The 12,542-nt window shown below is 74.6% G+C and carries 5 protein-coding genes; all 5 read left to right on the top strand.

Annotation, left to right across the window (positions count from 1 at the left end):
* The first annotated feature begins 15 nt into the window (after positions 1-15).
* The 5 genes from ACYVLJ_RS11905 (at position 16) to ACYVLJ_RS11925 (ending at position 12,542) form a co-directional block, all read left to right on the top strand.
* Positions 16-1,182: a Kelch repeat-containing protein gene (locus ACYVLJ_RS11905; RefSeq protein WP_460438648.1), complete on the top strand. Its 1,167-nt coding sequence runs from the start codon at positions 16-18 to the stop codon at positions 1,180-1,182.
* Positions 1,179-4,514: a hypothetical protein gene (locus tag ACYVLJ_RS11910; RefSeq protein WP_460438649.1), complete on the top strand. Its 3,336-nt coding sequence runs from the start codon at positions 1,179-1,181 to the stop codon at positions 4,512-4,514. The genes ACYVLJ_RS11905 and ACYVLJ_RS11910 overlap by 4 nt, the downstream gene beginning before the upstream one ends.
* Positions 4,511-9,709 (top strand): hypothetical protein, encoded by a 5,199-nt coding sequence (locus ACYVLJ_RS11915; protein WP_460438650.1) that lies wholly within the window; start codon positions 4,511-4,513, stop codon positions 9,707-9,709. Before ACYVLJ_RS11910 ends, ACYVLJ_RS11915 begins: the two co-directional genes overlap by 4 nt.
* Positions 9,702-11,465, top strand: a complete 1,764-nt coding sequence (locus ACYVLJ_RS11920) for a hypothetical protein (RefSeq protein WP_460438651.1) — start codon at positions 9,702-9,704, stop codon at positions 11,463-11,465. The genes ACYVLJ_RS11915 and ACYVLJ_RS11920 overlap by 8 nt, the downstream gene beginning before the upstream one ends.
* Positions 11,466-11,594: 129 nt before the next feature.
* Positions 11,595-12,542 (top strand): hypothetical protein, encoded by a 948-nt coding sequence (locus ACYVLJ_RS11925; RefSeq protein ID WP_460438652.1) that lies wholly within the window; start codon positions 11,595-11,597, stop codon positions 12,540-12,542.

A 12,542-nucleotide genomic window follows, 5' to 3' on the forward strand; every position in this document is an offset into this window, starting at 1 on the left:
ACGAAGGAACCCACGATGACCACGCTCACCGCGGCTCTCGGCACCTGGACCGACGCCCACGACCTGCCCACCCCCGCCGCCTGGTACGGCCAGCACGACGGCGCGGTCGCCCTCGGCGCCGGCGTCGTCCTCGTGGCGGGCGGCACGGACGCCACCGGCGCCGCGCTCAGCACCGCCGCGACGCTCGGCACGGCCGGCACCTGGACCCCGACCGGCACGATGCGCTCGCCCCGGCAGCTGCACACCCTCACCCGCCTGCAGGACGGGACGGTCCTCGCCGCCGGCGGTCTCGGCGGCTCGTCCCCGACCGGGCCCGGGCTCGGCAGCGCCGAGATCTACCACCCGGACGGCGACACCGCCAACCAGTGGACCACCACGGGCACGATGCTCACGCCCCGCTGGGGCCACAGCGCCGTGCTGCTGGACGACGGCTCGGTGCTCGTCGCCGGCGGCAGCGCGGCCCGCCCGGGCGGGAGCACCACGGCCCTGCGGTCGGCGGAGCGCTACACCCCGAGCGACGGGAAGTGGCACGAAGCCCCCGCGATGACCGACGCCCGCACCGGGCACACCGCCGTCGCGCTCGACAACGGGATGGTCCTGGTCGTCGGCGGCGTCGTGCCGGTGGGCGTCCCCGACGACCCGGCGCTCGCCTTCTGCGAGCTGTACGACTCGGGCAAGAAGGTGTGGGCCCCGACCGGCGCGCTGCTGCGGGCCCGCCGGCACCACCAGGCGACCCGGCTGTCCGGCACCACCGTGCTCGTCACCGGCGGGACCGCGCCGGGCTCGCCCGGCACCGCGCCGTACGACCCGTTCAGCCAGCGGTCCACCGAGGTGTTCGTGCTGGGCGACGGGAAGTGGACGGAGAAAGCCCCGATGCCGGCCGGGCGGGCGTTCCACCGGGCCGTCCCGGTCGGCGAGGGCCGGGTGCTGGTCGTCGGCGGAGCCGCGAGCGACCGCGACGAGGCCGGCTACCGCAGCGCGTTCGTCTACGACGCCGGCCACGACGAGTGGACGGCGGCCGCCGGGCTCGAGACCGGGCGGTGGGCCTTCGCCGCCGCACCCCTCGGCGACGGCGGGGCGGCGATCGCCGGCGGCGTCGTCCGGTCCGGGCTGGCCGCCGCCGACCCGGCCGTCACCGAGCTGACCCCCACCGCGGAACTGTTCGCCGGGGGTGACGCGTGAGCACGAACGCCTACACCTTCCTGCCCTGGCTGCGGACGGGGATCAGCACCCAGGTGACGGCCCCGCCGCAGGCCGGCGTGCGGGCCACCGTCCAGGTGCGGCTGCTGGTCTCCGGCGACCCGGTCAGCGGGCACGAAACCCTGACCCAGCCGGTGAACCGCGACGTCCAGCTGTACGGGCCCGGCGACGTCGTCGGCGTCGACCCGCGGGCGATCTCCCGCACCGAACCGCGGGCCGGCGTGCCGAACTTCGAGCCGAACTACCTGGCGCACATCGAGTTCTCCGAAGAGGACTTCCTCTGGCGCTACAGCCCGGCCGCCGCGGACGGGCACACCGCGCGGCTCACGCCGTGGCTGGCGCTCGTCGTGCTGGCCACCGGCGAGGAGTTCACCGAAGTCCCGAAGACCGGCGGGCCGCTGCCCGCGATCACCGTCGCGGACCCGGCCGGCACCCTGCCGCCGCCGGACCAGCTCGGCGCCTGGGCGCACGTGCACGTCAACGGCTCGCTGGCCGATCCGGTCGCCACCGACGGCACGGCCGCCGCGCTGGCCGCGTTCACCGAAGTGGTGCGCACCAACGCCGACAACGCCTGCTCCCGGCTGATCTGCCCGCGTCACCTCCAGCCGGACACGGCGTACGAGGCGTTCCTCGTGCCGGCCTTCGAGTCCGGCCGGCTCGCGGGGCTCGGGCTGGACCCGGCGGTGGCGCCGAACGCGCTGTACTCGAGCTGGGGCCCGCACTACGCGAACCGCCCGCTCGAGGGCGTCCTGCCGTACTACCACCGCTGGGCCTTCTCGACCGGCACCGCGGGCGACTTCGAGTTCCTGGTCCGGTTGCTGCGCCCGCAGGCGCCGGACCCGCGGATCGGCCGCCGGGACCTCGACGTCCACCGGCCGCCCGGCCTCGCCCTGCCGCCGATCACGGACCAGGGCGGCGTGCTGCCGCTGCGCGGCGCGCTGAAGGTGCCCGAGCGCACCGGCGACCCGGTCGACCCGGCGGACAACTGGGACCACTTCATCGACACCGGCGAGGCACCGCCGTACCCGCACCCGTTCGAAGTGGCCATGGCCGGCCTGGTCAACCTGGCCGACGACTACCAGCGCCACGAGCCCACGGCGGCCCACGCGGCGAGCCCGGCGGCCACGACCGGCCCGGACCCGGTGATCACGCCGCCGCTGTACGGGCGCTGGCACGCGCTGACCACCCGGCTGCTGAACGACGAGGACGGCACCCCGGTCTCCCCGGAGGTCCTGCGCGGCTGGCTGCACCGGCTCAACCTCGACCCGCGGTTCCGGATCGCGGCGAACCTCGGCACCGGCGTCGTCCGCGCCCACGACGAGGAGCTGATGGCCGCGGCCTGGGCCCAGGTCGGCGACGTCCTGGTCGCGAACGCCCGGATCCGGGCCGCGCAGCTCGCCCGCGAGGTCGGGAACGTCCTGCAGGCCAAGCACATCGACCCGCCGGCCGGGAGCGGGTTCGCCGCGCTCGCCGCCGCCCCGGCGTCGGCACCGGGCCGGTCGCTGACGCTCACGGCCCCGGCGCATTCACGGGTGACCACGGCGGCGAGCAACGCCCCCTCCGCCACGGGAGCCGACAGCGGCACCGCGAGCGACGGGGGTCGCGGGGCCACCGAGGGCGGCGCGCGCGACGGCAACCCGGCAAGCAGCGGCGGCCCCGCGAGCGACGGGGGTCGCGGGGCCACCGAGGGCGGCGCGCGCGACGGCGGCCCCGCAAGCCGCGGGAGTCGCGTGGCCGCCGGGCTGGTCGCCGATCCCGGCGACCAGGTCGCCGTCGGGTTCCGGGTGGCGAGCAGCCGGGTCGCCGCCGCGCCCGTGTCGCCCGCGATGCGCCGCATCACCCGGCCCGGCTCGCGGCTGATGCGGACCCTGCCCTTCGCCGGGCAGGCCGGCGCGCTGCTGTCCAGAATGGACGCTGCCGTCGACCCGGTCGTCGCCGCGCCGGTGAAGGTCACCCCCGGCGCGCTCGTCACGCCCCGGGACCTCGCCGCCACACTGCACCCGACCCGGCCACCGGACGCCGATCCCGTCGACTCGCTTCCGCAGAGCCCGGACTTCGTGCTGCGCGCCCTCGGCGACCCGGTCGCGCCGCACCCCGGCACCGCCGACAGCGCCGAGGCCCAGCGGTTCAAGGCCGCCCTGCGCGAACTGCACCAGGGCTTCGACGCGGGCGTGGCGGCCGGGCACGTCAAACCCGCGCCGGCACTGGACGTCGTCGAGACCACCACCTCGGTGCTCGCCGGCCTGAACGCCGACGAGACCGTGCCCCGCGCGCTGCTCGAAGGCTCGGTCAGCCTGCCCGAACGGCTGCGGCCCTTCGCCGCGCAGTTCATCGAGGCCATGGCCTACCCGGTGTTCGACGTCCCGGCCTACAAGACGCTGCTGGACGTCTCGGTCGACAGCCTCGTCCCCAACCTGAGCCTGCTGCCGCCGAACTCCATCACCCTGCTGGCGAACAACCGCGAGTTCATCGAGTCCTTCCTCGTCGGCCTCAACCACGAAATGGCCCGCGAGCTGCTGTGGCGGGAGTACCCGACCGACCAGCGCGGGACGCCGTTCCGGCAGTTCTGGGACCCGGTCGCGACGCTGCCCGTGCCGGACGAGACCCCGGCGCAGCGGCGGGAACGCGGCTACGACATCCCGCCGATCCACGAGTGGCCGACCACGACCCGGCTGGGGGACAACGAAAACCGGAAGCCGGACGACCCGCGTCCCGGTGGCCCGCAACGCGACGACCTCGTCCTGGTCGTCCGCGGCGAGCTGCTCAAGAAGTACCCGACGGCCGCGATCTACGCGCAGCGCGCGCAGTTCCCCGGCGACGACCCGTCCCAGCCCCGCGAGCTCGCCGACCTGCCGCTCGACGGGCTGCCGTCGCCGGAGCTGGTCCGGCTGCCCCGGTACGAGGCCAAGGTCGAGCCGGACATCTACCTGCTCGGCTTCGACCTCGACGCCGACGAAGCCCTGGGCACGCCCGGGGTCGACCCCGGCTGGTTCTTCGTGCTGAAGGAACGCCCCGGCGACCCGCGCTTCGGCGTCGACGACGGGCCGCCCACCCACGTCGAGGTGTGGAACGACCTCACCTGGGACGACGTCGACCCCGGCCGGACCGGGTTCCTCGAGCTGGACCCGGCCGTCCAGGTCGCCCTCGGCGACTTCGACCACTCCGGCGACGACCGCGAGAAGAAGGACCAGCGCGCCGAAGACGAGAACCTGCCGCTGTGGTTCTCGGGCCTCGGTTCGGCCGACCTCGCCTACATCCTTTTCCAGGTCCCCGTCATGGTGGCCGTGCACGCTCAGGAGATGTTGCCGCGATGACCGCCTTGAGTGACGACTTCCCGGTGCTGCTCGGCCCGGTCCGGCTGGAAACCCGGTTCACGGCGACCGAGCTGCTGGTCCGGGTGTTCCCGGACGAGTGGTCGGTGGACAAGTTCGAAACGAAGCCCGCGACGGCCGAGATCGGCGCGGTCGACGCGTACTGGACCGCCCGGTGGGCCGCCGCGAACCGGCCGGTCCCCCTGGACGCCGCGTGGCAGGAGCTGACCCGGCGCGTCTCCCCGGGGCGCGCCGCCTGGCTGCTGACCACCCGGGTGCCCGCGAACCCCGCCGACGAGCCGGGCGGGCTGCCGGACACCACCGTCGTGCTCGTCGTGCGGACCACCGCCGCGGTGGCCGCGAACGACAGGGCGCCGACGATCGCGTACTGGACCGCGGTGTGGCGGGCGCACGGCGACCGGCTGGAGCTGCGGCAGGCGGACGCCGCCCTGCGTGCCGCGGTGGGCAACAACGACACGCGGGCGAACGCGATCCGCGCCCGCCGTCCGTCCGGAGTGGACGGTGCGGCGGTGAGCGCGGTGGACGACGTCGCGGTCGCCTTCCTCGTGCTCGCCCCGCCGCCGGCCGGCAGCACCGCGGCGGACTCGTGGACGCAGCCGGCGCGCGCCCAGCTGCTGCCGGACCGGTTCCAGGTGCGCGGCTACCTCGGGAGCCGCCAGGTCGTGTCCGTGACGGGGGCGGCGGTGCCGGCGACACTGTCGGTCAGCCCGGACCCCAACGCCGCCGACCAGATCAGCGTGAACGAACAGACCGGCGCCCTGCACGTCCCGGACGACCTGCGGTGGCTGACCGACTTCGACCGCGCGGTCGCGGTCGGGATGGGCGTGCGGATCCCGCTGACCGACGAGATCCGCGGCGGGCTCGACCGGCTCGTCGTGTTCGGGCTGCGCGAGCAGTCCGCGCCGGCCAAGACCGCGACCGACCTCGCCGGCCTCATCACCCGGCAGCTGCGCGGCCCGGACGGGTTCGCCCTGCTGCCGCAGGGCACCCCGACGAACAACACCGACACCCAGGACGCCGGGCAGGCCGCGGAGGACGAAGCAGCCGCGGCCTTGCGCAGCAGCACCGGCGCCGCCGCGACCGCCGCCGCGGCGGACTGGACGAGCCGGACCGACGGCCGGATCTTCGCCGACCTGCTCGGCCTCGACGCCGGCGTGCTCACCGGGATGCCGAACGCCGACGGCACCGACCAGCGCGACGCCCGGGCCGCCAACACCGCGCTGTGGCCGGCGACCTGGGGCTATTTCCTGCAGACCGCGCTCAACCCGCTGCTGGGCCCCGACGCCGTCGCCGCCACCCGCGACTTCTTCCTGAAGTACGTGTCCGGCCGCGGCCCGCTGCCCGCCGTCAAGATCGGGCGCCAGCCCTACGGCATCCTGCCGACGACGGTGTTCTCCAAGCTCGCCTACCCCGACACGGCCACCCACCGCCGCGCGCTGAACAAGGTGCTCACCGCGGCGGGCGCGGACTGGACGGCGGCCGTCGCCCGGGTGCCGCGCCTGGACCCCGCCGCGCCCGACCCGCACCAGCGCCTCCTGGACCTCGTGGCGCTGCAGCCGACCTCGGCCGAGTACCACCAGCGGTACGCCCAGAGCGTCGAGGACCTCTTCAACCGGGAGAACCTCGGCGGGCTGGGCTCGACCGTGCAGCCGGCGCTCGACGGGCTGGGGCTCACGGGACCCGTGCGGGCCCTGCTCGCGCGCTTCGGCGCGGACACCGGCCCCGGCCGGGACCCGGACCTGCTGCGCCGGTTGTTCACCGACTTCCAGCAGCCGATCCTGGCGCCGCTCGTCGACGACCGCCCGCTGTCGGAGACCGACCCGATCCGGGACTACACGCCGGACCACAAGAACTACGTGCGCCGGCTGGCGGACCTGGCCGGCACCGACCTCGACGCCATCCGGCTGGAGCTGGGCTTCACCGACGACACACCCCCGGCGGCGGTGTGCTACCTGTTGCTGCGGCACGCCGTCCTGCTCGGCTGGGACGACGCGGCCCGGGCCCTCGCCCGCGCCGCCGGCGTGCCCGGACTGTCCACAGCGGACTCGCCGTTCATCCACGTCCACCTCCCGGCCGCCGGCGAACAGACGCTGAGCGAGAGCCGGTTCCGGCTGCTGTACTCCCCCGCGCCCGCCGTCACCGGCGACCCGCAGCAGCTGCTCGTCGACTTCATCCCGGGCGTCCTGCACCAGCCGGGGCCGACCGCCGCGCTGGCCGAGCAGGTCACCGCGCTCGGGCTGCTGGCCGGGCTGCCCACGGCCAAGCTGGAGCGGGTGCTCGCCGAGCACCTGGACCTGGCCGCGTACCGGCTCGACGCGTGGCGGCTGGGGCTGGCCACCGAACGGCTGGCCGAGCTGCGGTTCGGGCCCGGCGGCACCGGCACCGCGAAGCCGGGGCTGCACCTCGGCGCGTACGGCTGGCTGGAAGACGTCCGCCCGAGCACCGACCCGCTCACCCCGGTCACCCTCACCGGCCCGCTCGCCACGGTGTTCGCCGGCGGGAAACCGTTGCTGCACGACGAAAAGAACGAAGGCTTCGTGCACACGCCGTCGCCGGCGCACGCCCGCACCGCGGCCGTGCTGCGCGCCGGCTACGCCGCCAACCGCACCCCCGAAAACCCCGGCACGTTCGCGGTGAACCTCGGCTCCGACCGCGTCCGCGTCGCGCTGGGGATCCTGGGCGGGCTGCGGCAGGGCCAGTCGCTCGGCGCGCTGCTCGGCTACCGGTTCGAGCGCGGGCTGCACGACCGCCACGCCCAGGCCGAGGTCGACCGGTTCATCGCCGGGCTGCGGCTGGCGTTCCCGCTGCGCGCCGGGAAGATCACCGAGACCGCGGCCGAGCCGGACAAGATCACGCAGGTCGAGGCCGGGAACGTCGTCGACGGGCTCGCGCTGGTGCGGCACCTCAACACCGCGGGGGTGTCGCAGACCTACCCGTTCGGCCTCGACGGCCTGCCCGTCGCGGACGCCGACCAGAAGAAGGCCATCAGCGACGAGGCCGCCCTTCTGCTCGACGCCAACGACGCCGTCGCCGACCTCGCCGTCGCCGAGTCCGCCCACCAGGCGCTCGCCGGCAACGCCGAGCGGGCCTCGGCGACGCTCGACGCCTACGCCAAGGACGGCCTGCCGCCCGAGCCCGCGGTGATCGAAACCCCGCGCAGCGGCACGACGCTCACCCACCGGTTCGGTCTCCGGTTGCGCACCGGGCTGAACCCGGGCGGCAGCGGCTCGCCCCGCGCAAAGGCCGAACCCGCCGTCGACGACTGGCTGCCGAGCCTGCTGCCGGCGCCGAGAAACGTCGCGGTCCACGTCACCTGGACCGACGAGGACGGCCACCCGCAGCACCACGACGTCACCCAGGACGAGCTGGGCCTCTCGCCGATCGACCTGCTCTGGGCGGTGCGGCCGACCGGCGACCCGGCGATGGCCGAGCTCGACGACCGGATCGTCGGGGTCGTCGTCGAGCACGACCACCCGCGTCCCGACGCCGAACTGACCATCAACCACACCCAGCGGATCGACGGCAAGATCACCTTCTTCGAGCTGTCCCCGCTGATCACCGCGCTGCGGACGCTGCTGACGACCGGGCGTCCCCTGCGCCCGACCGACCTCGTCCCGGCGGCCGGGACCGCCGCGGTGGACCGGACCCTCGACGACGCCGTCACGGTCACGCGCCGGCGACCGGAAGCGGTGCGGGACGCGCTCGGCGACCTGGGCGACGACGTCGCGGCCTACATCGGGGACGTCGCGCGGCTGTACCCGCCCTCACCCGCACCGCCGAAGCGCGCCGACGTGCTCGACCGCATCGACACACTGCTGACGCGGTACGCCGAACTGGTCACCACCGCGGCCGGCTTCGGCGTGGTCCGCAGCGGCTGGGGCGAGCTGGTGGCGTGGCGGCGCGGGGTCTTCTCGGCCGTGCTGGCCGCGGTGGCCGCCGTCGCCGACCGGATGGCCGGCGCGCTCGCCGCCGCCAACGCGCTGCTCACCGCGTACGACGCGCTGCCGAAGTCCACTCCGGACGCCGAGCGCATCCGGCTGCTGCGGCAGGCCGAACGGCTCGTCGCCACCACCCCGGTCCTCGACCCGAAGACCCCGAACGAGTTCCGCTCGACGGTCCGCCACAAGCGGGACGACTTCGCCGACAAGCTCCACGACCTCCAGGGCATCGCCGGCACCGGCACGTCGACGCTGTCCGACCTGCTCCACGACGTCGCGCGTCTGCTGCCGCTGACCGCCTTCGACCCCACCGGCCTGGACCTGACCCCGGTCCAGGACCAGGTCGTGGCCTTCGGCCTCGAGCTGCTGACCCGGGCCCGCGCGCTGCAGACCGAGGTCACCGGCCGGCTGGCGGCGGCGGCCACCGCGCTCGCCGCCTTCGACCAGGCCGTGACGCCGGCGGACCGCACGAAGTCCGCCATCGAGGCCCTGCGGGCGATGCTCGGCACCGACGTCCTCGTGGTGCCCGAGTACGCGCTGCCCGGCCAGCTCGCCGCGGACCTGCACGACGCCCTCGACGACAGCGACGACCTCGTGAAGCACCTGACGCAGGCCCCGCTCAACCGGGACTTCCCGGTGGACGACTGGCTGCACGGCATCGCCCGGGTCCGCGAAATGCCGCGGCTCTGGGAACGCGTCGTCGTGCTCAGCGAAGCCCTGCGCGGCGACGACGACTTCGACGACGGCACCACGCTCCTGCAGCCGATCCAGCTGCCGCTGCGGTCGAACGACCACTGGCTCGGCCTGGAGTTCGCGGCCGGCGCCGACCTCACCGAGGACCGGTTGCTGTTCACCGCGCACTACGCGACCGAACCGGCGCGCAATGCCGACAGCGAATGCGGCCTGCTCTTCGATGAGTGGACCGAAGTGATCCCCGCCGACAAGGAGACCACGAGCATCGCCGTCCACGCGGACAGCCCGGACTCCGAGCCCCCGCAGGCGATGCTGCTGGTGACCCCGCCGGTGAAGACCGGGACCTGGGCGGCCGACGACCTCGTCGCCGCCGTCAACGAAACCTTCGACCTGGCCAAGACCCGGCTCGTCGAACCGGTGCACCTGGACGACACCGGGTACGCGCACCTGCTGCCGGCCACCGTGCTGTCGGCCACCGTGCAGCCGATCACGATCAGCACCGACCTGGCGATCGCCAACTCCCGCTGGAAGGCAGACCATGAGTGAGCTTCGCATCGCCGACCTCGCCGGCGCGCTGACCCGCCGCGAAAACCCGGCGGTCGGGGTCTGGAACCGCCTCGAAGGCCGGCCGCGCACGACCGACTTCGGCCGGGCGCTGCGCGCCGAGGTGCGCGACCCGTTGTGGCTGCTGGCCCGGCAGTGGCAGCTCGGCGAGTTCCGCGGCAGCGACGCCGGTTCGCCGGTGACCGCCACCTATTCGGTCACCGCGAGCACGCCGGGGCAGTTCCGCACCGACGCCGACCCGGACGGCACCCCGGGCCCGCTGCCGCCGGACCGTCCCCTCGAGACGGTCGCCGAGCGGCGGCCGCTGCCGTTCGCGTTCGGCGCCGAGCCGATCTCGTTCGACCTGCGCCTGGCGCTGGGCCGCCGGTGGCTGCGGCTGCTCGCCAAGGCGTCCGGGCTGCACGACACCGCAGACCAGTTCGTCGCGCTGTACCCGATCGCGCTGCCCGGCCCGGCCGACGCGTCCCAGCTCGCCCACCCCGAGGTCTGGGCGGCGACGCAGGCGGTGGCCGGTCGCCGGATGGACGGGTACCTGCTCTACCAGCACCTCAAGGGCGGCGGGCACGCCTCCGACGGGATCAAGAACCAGTCGCGCCAGCGCCGGACCCAGCTCGACGCGCTGGGCCCCCGGCTGACCGGGTGGTTCGACGACCTGATCGACCAGCCCGGCGGGATCACCGCCGACCGGCCGTCGGGCGACTCGGCGTGGGATCCCCGGCGGCTGGAGCACCGGTTCTCCGTCGGCGCCGGTGACCGGGTGCTGACCGCCCCGGAATACCCCGGCGGCGAGCTGGACTGGCACGCGTTCTCCGCCGCGCCGGGGTCCCTGGGCACCACTCCGGCGCCGGTCACGCTGAACCGGACCGTGTTCCCCTCCCCGGTGCGGTACTCGGGCATGCCGCTGCCGCGCTGGTGGGCGGTCGAGGACGGCAAGACGAACTTCGCCGCGGTCACCCCGGACAGCACCGACCTGGCCCGGCTGATCTTCCTCGAGTTCGCGCTGGTCTTCAGCAACGACTGGTACCAGCTGCCGTGCGACCTGCCGGCCGGGACGTTCGCCACGGTCCAGGGCCTGTGCGTGACCGACGTGTTCGGCGAGCGGCGCTGGATCACCCCGGCCGGCGCCGCCGAGCACTGGTCGATGTACCGCCTGGGTGGGGACCCCGGCCTGCTGCTGCCACCCGGGACGCCGAAGGTGGCGACCGGCCCGGCGCTCGAGGACGTCGCCCTGGTGCGCGACGAGAGCGCGAACCTGGTGTGGGGCATCGAGCAGACCGTCCGCACGACGACCGGCGAAGGCCGTTCGGGCGACGAGATGGCGGCCGAATCGCTCGCCTTCCGCCGCCGGCAGCACCAGGAGCCCGCACCGGACGCCCCGCGCGCGCCGATCGCGTACGACGCGATCAGTTCCGTGCCGGAGAACTGGATCCCGTTCATCCCGGTGCACGTACCGGGCGACACCCGCGCGGTCCAGCTGCAGCGCGCGGCGATGCCGAGCGAGGTGGACGCGAGCCTGATCCGTCCGAGAACCGCCCTGCTGCGCGAAGGGTTCGACCGCGGCGACCGGTACTTCGTCAACGAGGAAGAGGTCCCGAGATCGGGCACCCGCTTGACGGTCGCGTACAACCGCACCCGCACGAAGACCGGCCGGGTGGCCCTCTGGCTGAGCGTCCACCGCGACGTCGGCCGCGGCGAACGCTCTTCCGGCCTGTCGTTCGACCTGACGAAGGAGGCGTGACCGGGGTCGGTCGCATCGGAAAATTCCCCACCAGCACGGGAAATCGTTGGTCCGGCCGCCTGTCGGCCGGGCCGATGGGGCGAAGTAGAGTCCAGAGCTCACTCCTTCCCGTTTGGTAAAGGAATTCCCATGAACTCCACCGGCTTGGCGTCGGCGCCGGTTTTCGACCCGGCCGCGGCCTACCCGGAAGCCGGTGTGCTGAGGTCCGCGGCGGAGGCGGGCGACTGGCCGACCGTTTCGGGCTTTTTCGCCCGGTTCACCGAGCCGGACGAACGCAGTTTCGGCGTGAGCATCACCATGGCGGTCCCGGCGGCCGAACCGATGCTCCGCGCCGTCGTGGAACGGGAACCCCGCGCCACGCTGGCCCGGGTACTGCTCGCCGCCCAGCTCGTCCAGCGGGGGTGGACGATCCGGGGCTCGGGCCGGGCCAGCGGGGTCAGCCGCGAGCAGTTCGCCGCCCTGCACGACCACCTGCGGCAGGCCGAGCAGCTGCTGATCGACGTCACCGCCCGCGAACCGGAGAACGAGACGGCCTGGTGGCTGCGGCTGACCACCGCGCGCGGGCTGGGACTGGGCCAGAGCGAGGCACGGCGCCGCTACGACCGGCTGACCGCCCACCACCCCGATTTCCTGGCCGCGCAACGCAACCTGCTCCAGCAGGTGTGCCCGAAATGGGGCGGTTCCTGGGAAGCCGCGCACGCGTTCGTCCGCGAATGCACGACCGCCGCGCGTCCCGGCGGCCCCCAGGGCGTCCTGGTCCCGGAGCTGTACCTGGAGCGCCGGCTGGAGCTCGGCGCCAAGGCGGGCGACGACTACCTCCGCCAGCCCGCCGTGCGGGAAGAGATCATCGCCGCGGCGTCGGCGTCGGTGCTGCACCCCGCCTACCGCTCGCGGTTCGGCTGGGTGGCCGGGCACAGCACGTTCGCCATGGCGTTCAGCCTGATCGGCGACCTGCCGCGCGCGGCCGTGCACTTCCGCGCCCTCGACGGGCACGCCAGCGAACTGCCCTGGCAGTACCTGCCCGACCCGGTCGCCGCGCACGCGCAGCACCGCGCCCGCGCCCTCGCGAAAGGCTGA

The sequence above is a fragment of the Amycolatopsis stemonae genome (assembly GCF_054781455.1).